This is a genomic window from Bradyrhizobium sp. AZCC 1678 (genome assembly GCF_036924765.1).
Classification (GTDB): Bacteria; Pseudomonadota; Alphaproteobacteria; order Rhizobiales; family Xanthobacteraceae; genus Bradyrhizobium; species Bradyrhizobium algeriense.
In genome coordinates, this window is record NZ_JAZHSE010000001.1 from 2,579,526 (window position 1) to 2,596,383 (window position 16,858).

17 protein-coding genes are annotated in these 16,858 nt (G+C 63.6%); 13 read left to right on the forward strand and 4 right to left on the reverse strand.

Features of this window, described 5'->3' with window-relative positions:
- Positions 1–27 precede the first annotated feature (27 nt).
- The gene (gene serB, locus V1294_RS12275; protein WP_334497351.1) at positions 28–930 is read right to left on the reverse strand and encodes a phosphoserine phosphatase SerB; all 903 of its coding nucleotides are present in this window, start codon (positions 928–930) and stop codon (positions 28–30) included.
- Positions 931–946: 16 nt separating this feature from the next.
- Here serB and miaA point away from each other — a divergent pair, with 16 nt between their 5' ends.
- The 9 genes from miaA (at position 947) to ilvC (ending at position 10,835) form a co-directional block, all read left to right on the forward strand.
- Complete coding sequence (miaA, locus tag V1294_RS12280) at positions 947–1,858, forward strand: tRNA (adenosine(37)-N6)-dimethylallyltransferase MiaA (protein WP_334497353.1); 912 nt, start codon at positions 947–949, stop codon at positions 1,856–1,858.
- 70 nt (positions 1,859–1,928) lie between these two features.
- Entirely contained in the window at positions 1,929–3,083 is a 1,155-nt protein-coding gene (locus V1294_RS12285) for an IS110 family transposase (RefSeq protein ID WP_334495995.1), read from the forward strand.
- Positions 3,084–4,068: 985 nt separating this feature from the next.
- On the forward strand, positions 4,069–5,844 hold the full coding sequence (locus V1294_RS12290; protein WP_334497355.1) for an acetolactate synthase 3 large subunit: 1,776 nt from the start codon (positions 4,069–4,071) through the stop codon (positions 5,842–5,844).
- Between the two features lie 14 nt (positions 5,845–5,858).
- On the forward strand, positions 5,859–6,845 hold the full coding sequence (locus V1294_RS12295) for a threonine dehydratase (RefSeq protein ID WP_334497357.1): 987 nt from the start codon (positions 5,859–5,861) through the stop codon (positions 6,843–6,845).
- Positions 6,846–6,870: 25 nt separating this feature from the next.
- Positions 6,871–7,413: an acetolactate synthase small subunit gene (gene ilvN / locus V1294_RS12300; protein WP_108515356.1), complete on the forward strand. Its 543-nt coding sequence runs from the start codon at positions 6,871–6,873 to the stop codon at positions 7,411–7,413.
- Between the two features lie 3 nt (positions 7,414–7,416).
- Positions 7,417–8,112, forward strand: a complete 696-nt coding sequence (locus V1294_RS12305; protein WP_108515354.1) for a class I SAM-dependent methyltransferase — start codon at positions 7,417–7,419, stop codon at positions 8,110–8,112.
- Between the two features lie 39 nt (positions 8,113–8,151).
- Positions 8,152–9,057: an EamA family transporter gene (locus tag V1294_RS12310; RefSeq protein WP_334478052.1), complete on the forward strand. Its 906-nt coding sequence runs from the start codon at positions 8,152–8,154 to the stop codon at positions 9,055–9,057.
- A gap of 6 nt (positions 9,058–9,063) precedes the next feature.
- Positions 9,064–9,669: a LysE family translocator gene (locus V1294_RS12315; RefSeq protein WP_334478054.1), complete on the forward strand. Its 606-nt coding sequence runs from the start codon at positions 9,064–9,066 to the stop codon at positions 9,667–9,669.
- A 146-nt stretch (positions 9,670–9,815) separates the two neighbouring features.
- Complete coding sequence (gene ilvC / locus V1294_RS12320; protein ID WP_108515348.1) at positions 9,816–10,835, forward strand: ketol-acid reductoisomerase; 1,020 nt, start codon at positions 9,816–9,818, stop codon at positions 10,833–10,835.
- Between the two features lie 636 nt (positions 10,836–11,471).
- Here ilvC and V1294_RS12325 read toward each other — a convergent pair.
- Positions 11,472–11,921: a hypothetical protein gene (locus tag V1294_RS12325; protein ID WP_334497359.1), complete on the reverse strand. Its 450-nt coding sequence runs from the start codon at positions 11,919–11,921 to the stop codon at positions 11,472–11,474.
- A gap of 324 nt (positions 11,922–12,245) precedes the next feature.
- Between V1294_RS12325 and V1294_RS12330 the strand changes: the two genes are divergently transcribed.
- Positions 12,246–12,425, forward strand: coding sequence for a hypothetical protein (locus V1294_RS12330; RefSeq protein WP_334497361.1), 180 nt, complete (start codon positions 12,246–12,248; stop codon positions 12,423–12,425).
- On the opposite strand, the gene V1294_RS12335 is transcribed toward V1294_RS12330, so the two are convergent.
- The gene (locus V1294_RS12335) at positions 12,409–13,515 is read right to left on the reverse strand and encodes a DUF2336 domain-containing protein (RefSeq protein WP_334478058.1); all 1,107 of its coding nucleotides are present in this window, start codon (positions 13,513–13,515) and stop codon (positions 12,409–12,411) included. The two genes, V1294_RS12330 and V1294_RS12335, sit on opposite strands and share 17 nt — an antisense overlap.
- A gap of 456 nt (positions 13,516–13,971) precedes the next feature.
- On the opposite strand from V1294_RS12335, the gene V1294_RS12340 reads away from it, so the two are divergent.
- Together V1294_RS12340 and V1294_RS12345 are read left to right on the forward strand one after the other, a co-directional pair.
- A complete protein-coding gene (locus V1294_RS12340) occupies positions 13,972–14,823 on the forward strand; it encodes an SDR family oxidoreductase (RefSeq protein ID WP_334497363.1) in 852 nt (283 codons plus the stop codon).
- 11 nt (positions 14,824–14,834) lie between these two features.
- The gene (locus V1294_RS12345) at positions 14,835–15,077 is read left to right on the forward strand and encodes a hypothetical protein (protein WP_334504611.1); all 243 of its coding nucleotides are present in this window, start codon (positions 14,835–14,837) and stop codon (positions 15,075–15,077) included.
- Between the two features lies 1 nt (position 15,078).
- Here the strand turns inward: V1294_RS12345 and V1294_RS12350 are convergent, their stop codons facing one another.
- Positions 15,079–15,696: a hypothetical protein gene (locus V1294_RS12350; protein ID WP_334497365.1), complete on the reverse strand. Its 618-nt coding sequence runs from the start codon at positions 15,694–15,696 to the stop codon at positions 15,079–15,081.
- Positions 15,697–15,895: 199 nt separating this feature from the next.
- Here V1294_RS12350 and V1294_RS12355 point away from each other — a divergent pair, with 199 nt between their 5' ends.
- A complete protein-coding gene (locus V1294_RS12355; protein ID WP_334497367.1) occupies positions 15,896–16,585 on the forward strand; it encodes a TetR/AcrR family transcriptional regulator in 690 nt (229 codons plus the stop codon).
- The last annotated feature ends 273 nt before the right edge of the window (positions 16,586–16,858 follow it).

Here is a 16,858-nt window from a genome sequence, read left to right on the forward strand (position 1 = left end):
CTGGCGTGAGCAACGAACCGATTTCAATTAGTCCGCGAACTCCTCGCGCCGATACCCCTGCGCATACAACAACGCGGTGAGGTCGCCGTAGTCGATCCGCGCGGCGGCGGCAGCCGCGACTGCCGGCTTGGCGTGATAGGCGACGCCGAGCCCCGCCGCCTGGATCATGCCGAGATCGTTGGCGCCGTCGCCGGTCACCAGCGTGTCGATCTCGTCGAGGTCGAAGGACTCGCGAAGCTCGATCAGCGTGGCCAGCTTGGCGGCGCGGCCGAGGATCGGCTCGGCGACTTCGCCGCTGAACTTGCCGTCGCGTACCATCAACGCGTTGGCGCGGTTCTCCTGGAAGCCGATCTTGGCGGCGACCGCATGGGTGAACAGCGTGAAGCCGCCCGAGATCAGGCAGGTGTAAGCGCCGCTGGCGCGCATGGTCATCACCAGCTCGCGGCCGCCCGGCGTCGGCGTGATGCGTTTTGCCAAGACCTCGTCGACCACGCCGACAGGCAGATCTTTCAAGAGCGCAACGCGCTCGCGCAGCGCCGGCTCGAATTCGATTTCGCCGCGCATCGCCCGTTCGGTGATCCCGGCGACATGCGCCTTCAGCCCGGCGAAATCGGCGAGCTCGTCGATGCATTCCTGGCCGATCATGGTGGAATCCATGTCGGCCAGAAAAAGCTTCTTGCGCCTGAAAGCTACAGGCTGCACGACAATGTCGATCGGCAGGTCGCCGCGCGCCTGTTGCAGGCGGGCTTCGATCGCCTTGATGTCATCAGGGCTCTTGACCCGATAGTCGAAGGGAATGTCGACTGCCACCTCGTCGAACAGCCATTGCGCCGTTCCCGGCGAGGGGAGAACGGCCAGCGCGCCGTCGACGATGGTGGTGTCGAGCGCGGGATTGGCCGGGTTGCAGATAAGGGTGGCGACGAGGGACATGCAGGCGAATTCGCTAATGTTGAGCAAGGCCGTGCTTATCGCAGGGCCGACCGCCAGCGGCAAGTCGGCCCTGGCGCTCGAATTGGCGCAAAAGGCCGGCGGTATCATCATCAACACCGATTCCATGCAGGTCTATCGCGATCTCCGCATCATCACGGCGCGGCCGACGGTGGAGGAGGAGGCCCGCGCGCCGCACCGGCTCTATGGCCATGTCGACGCGTCAGTCAATTTCTCGGCCGGCGCCTGGGTCGCGGACGCTGCCAAAGTGCTAGCGGAGGCGCGGGCGGAAAAGCGCTTGGCCGTCTTCATCGGGGGCTCCGGCCTGTACTTCAAGGCGTTGACGCGCGGTCTTTCCGCGGTGCCGCCGATCCCGGCCGAGGTGCGCGAGGCTGTTCGCGCCCGGCTGGAACGTGACGGTGTCGAAGCGCTGCATGCAGACCTGGCGCGGCGCGATTCCGTCTCGGCCGAGCGCCTGAAGCCGCGCGACCGCACACGGATTGCGCGCGCGCTGGAGGTCGTGGAGGCCACTGGCCGTACGCTGCCGGACTGGCATCGCGAAGGCCTGCCGCCGCTACTGCCTCGGAGCGAATTCACCGCCCTGTTCCTCGCGCCCGAACGGGACCAGCTTTATGCGCGGATCGATGCGCGGTTTGGCACGATGCTGGACGCCGGCGCGCTGGAGGAAGTCGCGGCGCTTGCCGCGCGAAAGCTCGATCCCCTGCTGCCAGCAATGAAGGCCCACGGCGTGCCCGCGCTGATCCGCTTCCTCCGCGGCGAAATCACGCGCGAACAGGCCGCCGAAATCGGCCGCGCCGACACCCGCCATTACGCCAAGCGCCAATTCACCTGGTTCAGGCATCAACTGCCGGAGTTCGAGTGGGTGAAGCCGGAGACGGCGAGGGAGTGGGTGGAAAGCCATCTGCCGTAGATCCTATGGGGTGGCAGGTGGTCAGGGGTAAGCTGAGTTTGCGAGCACCCAACCACCCGGAGGATCAACGATGCGCACTGATCACACTGACACACCCGCCGGCTGCGAGTATGGCACGGTTTACATTGCTTTCGAACTGAGCAAGGCGAAATGGCAGCTGGGCATAATGATGCCTGGCGGCGAGAAGATGAGCCGTTACCGGATTGATGGGGGCGACCTGGCGGCGCTGTCGGGTTTGCTGGTCAAGGCTCGGGCGAAAGCGGCGCAGGCGGGGAAGCCGGTTCGTATTCTGTCCTGCTATGAAGCGGGTCTCGACGGTCATTGGCTGCACCGCTGGCTGGCCGACAACGAGGTACTCAATTACGAGATCGATGCGTCGAGCATCGAGGTGAACCGGCGGGCCCGGCGTGCCAAGACCGATCGGATCGACCTGGCGCAGTTGATGCGCTCGTTTCTGGCGTACCTGCGGGGCGAACCGCGGGTTTGCAGCATGGTTCGGGTTCCCACGCCTGAGGATGAGGATCGCAAACGGCGTACGCGCGAGCGCGAGCGGCTGCTGAAGGAGCGCACCGGACACAGCAACCGGATCAAGGGGCTGCTGCATGGCCAGGGCATCCGCGATGTCATGCCCCTGAAGCCGGGCTTCTTGTCGGGTCTGGACGAGATGCGTACCGGCGATGGGCGCGTTCTGCCGCCACGGCTGAAGGATGAGATCCGCCGCGAGCATGAGCGGCTGGTATTGGTGCACACGCAGATCAGGGCGCTCGAGGCGGCGAATGCGGCCGCGCATCGGGCACCGGCAAAGGACTCGGTCGAGGCGAAGGCGGTTCAGCTTGCCCAACTCAAGGCGATCGGCCCGCACATCGCCCAGCTCCTGGCCAACGAGGTCTTCTACCGTGACTTTAAGAACCGGCGTCAGGTCGGCAGTTGCGTCGGACTGACCGACATGCCCTACGACAGCGGCGCCCGCCGTCGACAACAGGGCATCAGCAAGGCGGGCAATCGCCGGGCGCGAACGACCGCAATCGAGCTCGCCTGGCTGTGGCTGAGCCATCAGCCCGACAGCGAGCTGAGCCGCTGGTTCCGCGCGCGGGTTGGCAACCTCAAGGGCCGCATCCGCAAGATCGCCATCGTAGCGCTGGCGCGCAAGCTGATGGTGGCACTGTGGCGCTATCTGGAAACCGGCCTCGTGCCAACCGGCGCGGCGCTGCGCCCAAGCCTCTAACGAACGCCGGTGCGCCAATGACGGCCGACGTGACCCAGGACAGACGTGTGACCGAACCCGGGTTTGGGTCTTCGGATTCCGCTTTCGTAGATGGGTCCCGTCTCTTCTGGGCCTTACCTTCACCCGTGCATGAAAGATCAGGGTCCGGGTCACCACACCCGACCGGATACAAGTTGATGCGGTGTCTGCCGCATAACAACGTCACGGCCCAGTCCAGGATGTCGCGTCAACCCGCTCACCGCGCGCACCAAAACGTTCCGATCCGAAAGCTTCGCGCCAGCCTTGCCGCCGTCAAGGTCGCTACGCGCCGCCTCCGGCGGTGGCCTGCGGCCAACCTTGACCGCGGCCGCGCCTGGCGCAGCGATCAACCATCGGAACGAAACAGCCACTGCGAGCGCAGCGCGCTCCACGACAACGACCGGGAGCAACACATGCCCTGATCAATCATTCCCCTTGACAACCACAACCCCATACAAGCCCGGATGGAGCGCAGCGCAATCCGGGATTCGCTCAGCAACCACCGGCCCCGGATTACGCTGCGCTCCAATCCAGGCTACGAGCCTCCCCGCATGGCTGCACGCATAAAAATCCCACTCGCCGAACCGCCGGAACACAGTTACACTGCCTAAATCGCGCAAATGGCGTCCTTCCCTTGACTTCCGGGGACTGGGCGGTATAACCGCGCAACCTTTGGGAAGTCCGAGCCGCCGAATGCGCAATATTATTACCAAACTCCTTATCGTAGTCGTACCCAGGCGCACCGCCGGGGGTGGCTGAGGCCATCCCAAATTCAGGCGGTGTGCATGGGGCCTCTCGGGCCCTTTTTTTATTCCCTAGAGCATGATCCGGAAAAGTGGGAACCGGTTTTCCGAAAAGATCATGCTCAAACAAGAAGATAGAGCGAGATGAAGTTTCGAAGAAGCGTCATCTCGCTCTAGACCTCGAAACCGAAAAAGCCGCTGGCAGCAGTGCACCGGAGCAGACCATGACCGACAAGAGCCACGATCCGAACCAGATGACCGGCGCTGCGATGATCGTGCGCGCGCTCATCGATCATGGTGTCGAGCACCTGTTCGGCTATCCCGGCGGCGCGGTGCTTCCGATCTATGACGAGATTTTCCAGCAGAGCGACGTCGAGCACATCCTGGTGCGGCACGAGCAGGGCGCCGGCCATGCGGCCGAGGGCTATGCGCGCTCGACCGGCAAGCCCGGCGTGGTGTTGGTGACGTCGGGCCCCGGCGCCACCAACATGGTGACGCCGCTGACGGACGCCCTGATGGATTCGATTCCCCTGGTCTGCATCACCGGGCAGGTGCCGACGCATCTGATCGGCAACGACGCGTTCCAGGAGTGCGACACCGTCGGCATCACGCGTCCCTGCACCAAGCACAACTGGCTGGTGCGTGACGTCAACGATCTCGCCAAGGTGCTGCACGAGGCGTTCTACGTCGCGACCACGGGCCGTCCCGGACCCGTGCTGGTCGACGTGCCCAAGGACGTGCAGTTTGCAACCGGTACCTATCATCCGCCGCGCAGGGACGACGTGCACGTTTCCTACACGCCGCGCGTGAAGGGCGATGCGACGCAGATTCGCAAAGCCGTCGCGCTGCTGGCTTCGGCCAGGCGGCCGGTGATCTACTCCGGCGGCGGCGTCATCAATGCCGGGCCTGAGGCGTCAAAGCTGTTGCGCGAGCTGGTCGAGGTCACGGGATTCCCGATCACTTCGACCCTGATGGGCCTCGGCGCCTATCCCGCGACCGGCAAGAACTGGCTGGGCATGCTCGGCATGCACGGCACCTACGAGTCCAACATGGCGATGCATGGTTGCGACGTCATGCTGTGCGTCGGCGCGCGCTTCGACGACCGCATCACCGGCCGCGTCGATGCGTTCTCGCCGGGCTCCAAGAAGATCCACATCGATATCGATCCGTCCTCGATCAACAAGAACATCCATGTCGACGTGCCGATCATCGGCGACGCCGGCAATGTGCTCGGCGATTTGCTGCAGGTGTTCAAGGCGGAAGCGAAGAAGCCCGACATCAAGAGTTGGTGGCAGGAGATTGCCACCTGGCGCGCGCGTAATTCGCTCGCCTACAAGAAGAGCAACGACGTCATCCTGCCGCAGTATGCCATCCAGAAGCTGTTCGAGGCGACGCGCGGGCACGACACCTACATCACGACCGAAGTCGGCCAGCACCAGATGTGGGCGGCGCAGTTCTTCGGGTTCGAGGAGCCGCACCGCTGGATGACGTCGGGTGGTCTCGGCACCATGGGCTACGGCCTGCCGGCAGCACTTGGCGTGCAGGTCGCGCATCGCGACAGCCTCGTGATTGATATCGCAGGCGACGCCTCGGTGCAGATGACGATGCAGGAGATGTCGACGGCCGTTCAGTTTGAATTGCCGATCAAGATCTTCATCCTGAACAACCAGTACATGGGCATGGTGCGGCAGTGGCAGCAGCTCCTGCATGGCAACCGGCTGTCGCATTCTTACTCCGAGGCGCTGCCGGATTTCGTCAAGCTCGCGGACGCGTTCGGCTGCGTCGGTTTGCAGGCGATCAAGCCCGGCGATCTCGACGGCGCGCTCAAGGAGATGATCAAGGTCAAGCGCCCGGTGCTGTTCGATTGCCGCGTCGCTGCGCTGGAAAACTGCTTCCCGATGATTCCGTCCGGCAAGGCGCATAACGAAATGCTGCTGCCGGCGGAAGCCACCGACGAAACCACCGCCGCGGCGTTCGCCGGCGGCAAGGCGCTGGTGTGAGGTGAGACCGCAAAATGTTTGACCTCGAGGAGCTCGAACGCGCGCACGAAATCGTGGGGCAGGCGGTGCCGCCGACGCCGGCGCACACGTGGCCGTTGCTTAGCGAGCGGCTCGGCGCTGATGTCGTGGTCAAGCATGAGAACCACACGCCGATCGGCGCCTTCAAGGTGCGCGGCGGGCTGGTCTATCTCGACCGGCTGAAGCGGGAGCGGCCGAATACGCCCGGGATCATTTCCGCCACGCGCGGCAATCACGGGCAGAGCCTCGCCTTCGCGGCCGGCCGCCACGGCGTTCCGGCCGTGATTTATGTGCCGCGCGGCAATTCGGTGGAGAAGAACCGCGCCATGCGCGCGTTCGGTGCCGAACTGGTCGAACATGGCGAGGACTTTCAGGCGGCAGCCGAAGAAGCCGCGCGCCATGCCCAGTTCGCCGGCCTTCACATGGTGCCGTCATTCCATCCCGACCTCGTGCTCGGCGTCGCGACCTATGCGCTCGAATTGCTGCGCGCGGCGCCCGCCCTCGACGTGCTCTACGTGCCGATCGGGCAGGGTTCTGGCATCTGCGGCTGCATCATGGCGCGCGATCTGCTCGGGCGCAAAACCGAGATCGTCGGCGTGCAGTCGACCGAAGCGCCATCCTATGCGCTGTCGTTTGCGGCCGGCACGGTCGTGACGACTGAGTCCAGCAACACGCTGGCCGACGGCATGGCCACCCGCGTTCCCGTGGCCGAAGCGCTTGCGGTCATCCGCAAGGGTGCCTCGCGCATCGTGCAGGTCACGGACGATGAGGTCGCCGCGGCGGTGCGCGCCTACTGGACCGACACGCACAATCTCGCCGAGGGCGCGGGCGCGGCTGCGCTCGCAGCGGCGCTGCAGGAGAAGGCCAAGCTCGCCGGCAAGCGCGTCGGCCTGATCCTGAGCGGTGGCAATATCGATTTCGATCTGTTCCAAAAATGGATCGGGACAGACATCACTGCTACCGCCCAACGGGCGATGGTGTGACGAGAGGACATTTGAGGGGACGATAATGAACCAGCCCGCATCCGCCTACTTCCTGGAAGAGCGCCACGATCCCAACGAGACGCACACGCTCTCGGTCCTGGTGCAGAACGAGCCGGGGGTGCTCGCGCGCGTGATCGGGCTGTTCTCCGGCCGCGGCTACAACATCGAGAGCCTCACGGTCTCTGAAACCGAAAGCCAGAAACATCTCTCGCGCATCACCATCGTCACGACGGGTACGCCGATGGTGATCGAGCAGATCAAGCACCAGCTCGACCGCATGGTGCCGGTCTATCGCGTCGTCGACATGACGATCACCGGCCGCTCGATCGAACGGGAGCTCGCCATGGTGAAGGTGCGTGGCGGTGGCGACCACCGGGTCGAGGCGCTGCGGCTGGCGGATGCGTTCCGCGCCCGCGTGATCGACGCCACCACCGAGAGTTTTGTGTTCGAGATCACAGGCAATTCTTCCAAAATCAGTCAATTCATCGACCTGATGCGCCCGCTCGGCCTTGTCGAAGTGTCGCGCACCGGTGTTGCCGCGATCGGGCGCGGGCCTGAGGGGATGTGAAACATGCTGGCGCGGGACTGGTATTACAATCAAAGGCGGCAGCTCGGGCTCGATTCCGCGGTCGCCTCGATCTACGACCGGCATGACGACAGCGACCTCCGCGCCCGCGCGGCGCTGACCATGCTCGGCGTGCAGAAGGGCTGGCGGGTGGCCGATATCGGCTGCGGCAACGGCGTACTGGCCTGCGAGGCGGCGCTGCTGGGCGCCGAAGTCGACGCGATCGACATTTCGCCGGCGATGCTGGCGCTCGCCAACATCCAGGCCCGCGACCGCAAGGTGGCGATCCGCACCCAGCCGGCCGGCATGCTGAGCTTCGCCTACCAGCCGAATTCCTATGACCTGATCGTCAGCGAATTCACGCTGCACCATTTGCCGGATTTCTGGAAGGCGGTGTCGCTGGCAAGAATCTATGCGGCGCTGAAGCCCGGCGCCAATTTCTACCTGCGCGACATCGTGTTCGTCAGCACGCCGGACGGCACCGAACGCGATGTCGAGCAGTGGGCCGATTTCACCATCAAGAACCACGACTTCCAGCGCGAGGGCGTGGTCACCCATATGCGCGACGAGTACTCGACCTTCGGCTGGGTGATCGAGCGCATGCTGACCGATGTCGGCTTCACGCTGGAATCGGTCGACTATCACGCGCCGCTGCACGGCACCTATCTCCTGCGCAAACCGAAGCCGGACCAACAGAGCTAAGAAGACCAACAGAGCCAAGAACCAACAGAGCCAAGAAGAATGAAACCGGCCGATGTCTGCATCGCCGTCCTGGTGGCGGTGATCTGGGGGCTTGCCTTTGTCGCGAGCCGGATCGCGCTCAACGAATTTTCGCCGGAACTGATGACGACGCTGCGCTTCGCCATCGCCGCCTTGCCCTGCCTGTTCGTGGCGCGGCCGAAGGTTTCATGGACGGTGCTGGCCTCGATCAGCTTCACTTTGTTCCTCGGCCAGTTTCTGGCGCAAGCCTTTGCCATCGCGTATGGCGTTCCCGTCGGTCTTTCCAGCGTGATCGTGCAGAGCCAGGCGCTGTTCACCATCGGCTTTGCCGCGCTGCTGTTCCGCGAGCGGCCGGGCGCATGGCAGACCGTCGGCATCGGTGTTGCCACCATTGGCCTGCTGATGATCTGCGGCACCGTCGGTTACGATTTCAGCGTCGGTGCGTTTGCCGTTCTGATGATCTCGCCGCTCAGCTTCGCGGCCGGCAATCTGTTGCTCCGGCGCGCGCCTGATGTGCCGATGTTCGACCTGTTCGCGTGGCTGTGTCTGGTCGCGGCGGTCCCGCTGCTTGCGCTGACGCTGGTCAGCAATGGCCCGCAGCCGACCTGGCATGCGCTGACCCATATGTCGCTGACCGGCCTGATGTGCATGATCGGTCTCGGCGGGGTCTCCACCAGCATCGCCTACTGGCTGTGGGGGAGGCTGCTGCGCGACTACCCGGCGGCGCAGGTGGTGCCGTTCGCGCTGCTGGTGCCGTTCGTCGGTTCCGCCGCCTCGAGCGTGGTGTTCGGCGAAACCTTTGGACCGCTGCGGCTCGCCGGCATGGTCACGGTGGTGGGTGGCATTGCCGTCATGCTGCTGTCGAAGCGTCCCAAGACTTCAGAAGATTCGGCCTTAGAAAAACAAGTTCTGCCAAAGATCGCGTGAGGCCCCATGTCGCATTCGCTCCTGATCGCCTTCGTCATGTTCGCCACGGTGATGTTCTTCACACCGGGGCCGAACAACATCATGCTGCTGTCGTCGGGGCTGACCTACGGCTTCCGTCCCACCATCCCCCACATCATGGGCATTACGGTCGGCTTTGCCTTCATGGTCGGCGCGGTTGGCCTCGGGCTCGGGACCATCTTCATCGCCTATCCGATTTTGCAGACCATCCTGAAATATGCCGGGGTGGCCTACCTGGTCTACCTGGCCTGGGCGATCGCGATCTCCGAGCCGCCCTCGGCGGAGCAGGACAAGGCCCGCGGCCGCCCGATGACATTCTGGGGCGCGGCCATGTTCCAGTGGGTCAACGCCAAGGGCTGGGTCATGGTGATCGGCACCATCACCGCCTATGCGGCGATCGCCGCTTACCCCTGGAACATCGTGATCCAGGTCGGGCTGAGCCTGCTCCTGGGTATCCTGTCCTGCACCACCTGGGCCCTGTTCGGCACGGCGCTGCGGCCGGTCCTGACCTCCCCGCGGGCGGTGCGGGCCTTCAACATCGTCATGGCGGTGCTGCTGCTGGCCTCGCTCTATCCGGTCTTCATGGACGCATGATGCCGCACCGCGCCATGCAGAAACGGGTTTCCCCTCAAGCGGAAAATGCTCTAGACAACGCCGGAAATTCGCGGGCGACCGGCGGTCTTACCCACCCAAATGCCTGATTAACCGGCCGATTTGGCCATCGATTAAGGAAACGACCCATGCGTGTTTATTACGATCGCGACGCCGACCTGAACCTGATCAAGGGCAAGAAGGTCGTCATCGTCGGCTACGGCAGCCAGGGCCACGCCCATGCGCTGAACCTGAAGGATTCCGGCGTCAAGGAAGTCGCGATTGCGCTACGCAAGGGCTCGGCCTCGGCCAAGAAGGCGGAAGCCGCCGGCTTCAAGGTGATGGAAGTCGCCGAAGCCGCCAAATGGGCCGACCTCGTCATGATGCTCACCCCCGACGAGCTGCAGGGCGACATCTACCGCGAGCACCTGCACGACAACATGAAGAAGGGCGCCGCGCTCGTGTTCGCCCACGGCCTCAACGTCCATTTCAACCTGCTCGATCCGCGCGCCGACCTCGACGTGCTGATGATCGCGCCGAAGGGCCCCGGCCACACCGTGCGCTCGGAATACCAGCGCGGCGGCGGCGTGCCCTGCCTGATCGCGATCGCCAAGGACATCTCGGGCAACGCCCATGACCTCGGCCTCAGCTACGCCTCGGCAATCGGCGGTGGCCGCGCCGGCATCATCGAGACCACCTTTAAGGAAGAGTGCGAGACCGACCTGTTCGGCGAGCAGGTGGTGCTCTGCGGCGGCCTGGTCGAGCTGATCAAGGGCGGCTACGAGACGCTGGTCGAAGCCGGCTACGCGCCCGAGATGGCCTATTTCGAGTGCCTGCACGAGGTGAAGCTGATCGTCGACCTGATCTATGAAGGCGGCATCGCCAACATGAACTACTCGATCTCCAACACCGCCGAGTACGGCGAATACGTCACCGGCCCGCGCATCGTGACCGCGGAGACCAAGGCCGAGATGAAGCGCGTCCTCGCCGACATCCAGGGTGGCAAGTTCGCCCGCGACTGGATGCTGGAGAACAAGGTCAACCAGACCTCGTTCAAGGCGACCCGCGCCAAGCTCGCCGAGCACCCGATCGAGGAAGTCGGCGCCAAACTCCGCGACATGATGCCGTGGATCAAGAAGGGCGCGCTGGTCGACAAGACGAAGAATTGATGGTGTCGTTCCCCGGATGCAGCGCAGCACGCTCCCGGCGATGCGAAGCATCGTCCGGTGTGATGCGCTGCTGGTCCGGGGTCCCTCTCGCGAAGCGGTTCCGGCTCTGCGGCGCATCGCTAACGCGCTGCACGCTTCCAGGACGCGAGAGTATCCAGTGGCCGGTTCGAACGATGCACTACCGGCATACCAAATCTTAAACCTTGGTCGGCATTATCCGGCGAGATCGCGAATGCGGTCTCGCCGTTTCTTCGAAGAATTGTTGGCTCGACTATATTCTTGAAGGCGTCGCACCGAGTGTGCCGCCCGAGCCGAAACGAAGAGCTGACGCTTCATGCACATTCTTGGTGCGAAGCAATTCAACAAATACATTAGCGACGGAAAAGTCAGCGTTTACCGAGTCAAAGCGCAGTTACTTAATCTGCGCTCTCATTCGTGAAACGAGATCGACGGCGCGTTGAACAGCGAGACCGGTATCCGTTTCCTCGCTCCGAACGTCTCACGTGTTGGATCAGCAGCGAACCCGGCCTCGACCTTGAGTCTCTGCAGAGTGATGCGCGTTCCGTCGTCGGAACGTGCGACAGTCTCCAGCATTGCGTGGCATTTATTGGGCCGGGAAGTCGCCTCTGTCGCGGACTAGGATTTGGATTTCGCGACTGTGGCCGTGTCCCCGGGAATCACAATCCAGTAGTTTCTGCCGTTGTATCGGGGATCGGTGTTGTCGCTGGACGAGAACATAATGCCGAAATCTTTCCAGTGGGCATATCGGCCCAGACCAATGTCCTCGATGGTGTGGTGTGCGCTGTAGGCCGGTCCTAGCGCCTTGTCGTTCTCGTAGAGAATAACCGGAGACCTCTGGTTTTGTGGATCGCTGTCTTCCAGCGCCCGCAAGCCCGGCGGCCCCCTGTAGAGGAACATATGTTTGGTCCTGTCGCTGCCGAAAAGTGTCGCACCACTTACCAGCAGCGCGCCGGGCTTCGGCGGGTGCGGAGCGGAGAGGGCCGTCCAAAGCGCGACAGGCAAATAGGCTGCAAAGACAGCCAACGCCATGCCAGTCACCTTTGCCGTTTGAAGACGCTCGATCATGTGTCTGGCGGGAAAAAGTACCGCATGGTGAAGCGAGCCGCGAGCAGCAGCACCACGAGGGTGACCGTCGCGCAAATGAGAAGTTCCAGTTTCATTCGGTTATTGCAGCCCCCTGCACCACGAGTCGGATCATAGCATTCCAACCAAACCGCGAACAACCTTAAATAGTTGCTCGGATGCCTCACCCGGAGCACAGCCCGGCTCGGGCGACGCCGCAACGATCGCGTCGAAGTTACAGGCCAAGCCCGCGAATCCAAACGGCCGGCGACGATTTCAGGGTGGCAGTGACGTTCTTGCGGGCCTTGGCGGCGCCGACTTTTATCGATGGCGGTGCGGGTGCCGATACGGCAGGTTCATTCCGGGCTGGACGGCCAAGACGAAATCATCATGATCAATGGAGCCGCCGCCGGCAGCATCCATGCCAGTGATGATCAGTTCCCGGCATCGTGCTCATTCGAACGGAAATGCCGGGCCCGGGGCGGCGTGCTCAACTCGCCCGAATGATCGGTTCCTTCTCGATCTTGTTGTGAAGCTGCCAGAAGCGGACGGTGCGCTGCGCCGTCTCCATCGACAGCTTGCGGAAATCACGTTGCGCGATCTCCAGGGTCTGTTCGCTGATCGGAGGCTTTACCGGCCGGTTGCGCAGGATCGACTCGACCGTCGGCCAGTTCAGGCGTGCCGAGCGGCAGGGGATGAGGATCAGGTCGGCGCGGGGGCCTTCCATCAACCTGGCTGTCATTTCGACCGGCATGTCGTTGAGGACGGCAAGCGCCACGGTGACCTCGTCGAACTTGTTCGATTCGGCGAACTTGTAGACCGCCGCGTCGTCCAGCTCGTTCAGTCCCTTCATCAGCTTCACGTATTCCTCGGCAACGCCGAAGCTGCGGCTCGAAGGCGGTGCCTCGCGGGCGATCTCGTTCAGGACCCGTTTGATCTCTTCCTGGACTGTGGGCGGCGCGATGGCCAAAAGCCGGGCGCGGACCGCGTCCTTGGCGCGGCGCAACAGGTCAGCAATGAACTTTGCCGGGAAATCGGCGCGCAGGCCGAGGATTTCCACCAGTTCGTCGTCCGCGCCGGCGCGGGCGACGATCGTGGAAAAGCCCTGGTCGGAGAACTTGGCGCCGGCGTTGTTGGCGAGTTTTCGGATCACCTGGTCTTCGCCGCGGCCGACGATGACGTCGGTCACGGCCGCAGGCAGTTCGGCACGGCTGGAAATGGCGAGCAGGTGGTCCTGCCCCTTGCTGCTGGCGATCTCGACCAGCACCTCGGTCCCGAGCCGGCTGGAATTGGCAAGCACATTGCCGGCGACCTCGATCTCGTCGTCCCAGGCCAAATGCTGGATCACCTCGAACGGCGCGTAGTCGAGCGGCGCCAGCCGCCTGGAAAGTTCGGCCTTCGCCCGCGTTTCGACGCGCGCGATCAGGAGGCAGAGCACGTCGTCGAAGACCTTGACCTGGTCGTCGCTGAGGCGTTCCCCGTCATTGAGGAACAGATCGGTGACCTGCCGCAGGGTTTCCACCCGTCGGGCAGACGAGCCGCCTCTGACGGCATCTTCAAGTTCGGCAATGATTGAGTGCGCCGGCTGTTGCACCATTGTGGGCAGCCTGTCTGGTTGTTGAAGGGTTGGCGCGCACAATGACAAGCCGAGCCTTACGCCCGCGTTAAAGGCGCGACCCGGTAGAAATACAGATCGACTGCGCCTGAAATGGGCAATCGGTTGGCGGCGGCGTAACAAGCGCGTCGGCGTCGAAGCAGGCCGCGCATTGCCAACACCGCGTTTCGAATTGCTTTACCAACGTGATTGGGACGTATGCGGCGATTTCACGCGATAAATCGCCGATGTCGAACCGGATCTGGCATGTGCCGCCGCTTCCGGTATCTTGGTCCGGCTGCTATCCTCTCCAAACCGTTCCCGGGAAAGATCGAATAGCAACGGGCCGAACAAGACGCCGTCAAGGCTGGCCGCACCCGCGGAGGAAGCTCACCAAGCCGGTGCTTAAGCATTCCTTCACGACGAACTTCATTAAACCTCTCACAAGGGCTTAAGGTCATGAGATCTGTTGTCATCACCGGGGCGTCCACCGGCATTGGCTGGGCCAGCGCCAAGATGTTGCTCGACCGCGGTTTCCGCGTGTTCGGCAGCGTGCGCAAGCAGGCCGACGCCGACCGTCTCAAGGGCGAGTTTGGAGCAAACTTCACGCCATTGATCTTCGACGTCACCGATGAGGCTGCCGTGCTGGCCGCCGCGCGCGAGGTCCGTGGCGCCCTCAATGGCGAAACGCTCGCCGGCCTCGTCAACAATGCCGGCATTGCGGTCACCGGCCCGGTGCTCGAACTCGCCGCCGACGAATTCCGCCGCCAGATGGAGGTCAATTTCATCGGGCCGATCATCGCAACCCAGGCTTTCGGACCGCTGCTCGGCTCCGATCCGTCCCTGAAGGGACCGAAGGGACGGATCGTGATGATCTCCTCGGTCTCCGGCAAGAGCGGCAGCCCGATGACGGCAGCCTATGCCGCCTCGAAGCATGCGATCGAGGGGCTGTCAGAGAGCCTGCGCCGCGAACTGATGCTGTTCGGGATCGACGTCATCATCATTGCGCCGGGCGCGGTGAAGACGCCGATCTGGAGCAAGGCCGAGGAGGTCGATATCTCTCCTTACAAGAACTCGCCGTATTTTCCGGCGCTGGAGAAAATCCGCGCCTTCATGCTCGGCCTTGGTGCCACCGGATTGCCGGCGGAGACAATTGCCGAGAAGGTGTTCGGGGCATTGACGTTGCCGAACCCCAAGGTGCGCTACATGATCGCGCCGGATCCGATTCAGCAGTTCATGGCGGCGGTGCTGCCCAAGCGCACCCTCGACCGGATCATCGCCAAGCGCCTCGGGCTGACGCCGCAGGGATGAAGTCGGCCGTGATGACGCGCATTGGCAAGACCCACGCCGAGTTGACCCTGCTCGCCAACGCAGCGCTTCGCGCTCAACCCGGGTGCGAAACAGCTTCCGTTCCGGCGCTGTCGGCATTGCCCGTCCGCGAGGGGCGAAACTGGGAAATCCCCAACGTCGTGCTCGGCGACAGCCTGATCAGCGATGTCGATCGGGCTGTCATCACGGTGCACCATCAACTCGGCCGTAAGTTTTTCTTGCTGGCGAACAACTAGATCAACCGGCCTGAACGGTCCGCTTGGCCCGCGGTGCCATCGCGATCATGCGCAGCGCGAACACGGCAACCAGCGGAATCAGGAACAGCGCGTAGAGCGGCATGTCGGGAATCCGCTTGCCGAACGACACCATGAACTGGAACAGCAGGTAATAGCCGCCGGCGAGATGCAGCCGGCGCCAGGCGCGCGCGCCGATCGCGGCCGCGGTGCGGTCGAACGAGGTTGCGGTCATCGCGATGATGAAGGCATAGCCGATGCCGCCGAAGATGTAGGACGCGGTCGAGGTTGCTGCGGCATATCCTATGGGATCCATCATGGCGAAGGCTAAGATGGCGACCGCGTGGATGGCGTGCGAGGCCGCAAAGCTGACGCCGAGATAGCGGCGGTTGCGGCGCTGCCATCGCGTCCATGCGTTGGGCCACAGCCGGGCCAGTGCGGCACCTGCGAAGGCGACGCAGAACAGCACCAACGAGGTCCGCGCGGTGAAGCGGATCACCATCCGCACGCCGTCGACCTCAAAACCCCGCATGCCGGCGATCCAGATGCTAAGTGCGAGCAGTGTCAGCGACAGCAGGGCGAACAGCCGCCAGCCATCGAACCAGTTCTGACGCGTCGGCATGTTTCGCCCCATTGTTTGCGCCGTCATTGCGAGCGAAGCGAAGCAATCCATTCTTTCTTGACGTGGCGAGATGGATTGCTTCGCTGCGCTCGCAATGACGCGGATGGTGATGTAATCACCAGTTACATGTCCATGGCCTGTTTGGTCAATCCGTGTAATCGGTGCTTACATTCACAAGGCGGTGATGGTAGGAGAGGGCATGCGTCCTGCCGCCAAATCTCCTGCAGCGAAAGCGCCCACGGCCAAACCGCGCCGCCGCATTTCGCGAGCGCCCGCGCCAAAGCCGTATCACCACGGCGATCTCCGGCGGGTCCTGATCGACGCCGCGCTGCAATTGGTCGGCGAAGGCGGGGCGGAGGCGGTCAGCGTCCGCGAGGCCGCCCGCCGCGCCGGCGTCTCGCCGGGAGCGCCGTTCCGGCATTTTCCGAGCCGCGACGCCCTGATGCAGGCGGTGGCGGAGGAGGCGCAGCGGCGGTTCCGCGCCGAGATCGAGGCGGCGCTGGCCGAAGCGCCGGCTGGCGATCCCCTGGCGCGGTTTCGCTGCCTGGGTCTGGCCTATCTGCGCTGGGCAATGCGAAACCCGACGCATTTCGAGGTCATCTCCAGCCGCCGGCTGTTCGATCACGACAAGGCGGCTGGCGTCTCACGTAACAATGCCGAGTTGATCGAACTCACCGAGCGCACGCTCGAGGAGGCCTTTGCGGCGGGCCAGCTCCGGTCGGCGGACCTCAGGCAGGTCCAGATCGCCGGCCGGGCGCTGGTCTATGGATTTGCCCGAATGAATATCGACGGCCATTTCCCGCGCTGGGGCGTCGCCGGCCCCGAGGCCGAGCAGACCGCCGAGGCGATCCTCGACCTCTTCATCGAGGGCATTGCCAAGCGGCCCTAACAACTGGTGTCATTCCGGGGCGATGCGAAGCATCGAACCCGGAATCTCGAGATTCCGGGTTCGCTTCGCGCCCCGGAATGACGGTGACCAAGCCGGGCTACTTCGCGCCCCGGAATGACACTAATTGTCCCCCGTATTTACCCTGCGGGGCAAATTCATTGCGCGTTCATGACGAAACCACTACGTTTTTATGACACGACACAGGTTCCGGATGGGTCGTGCGTCTCCTGGTCGTCACCAGCCAAGGCTTTGCATTGCGCCGGGTCATGTTGC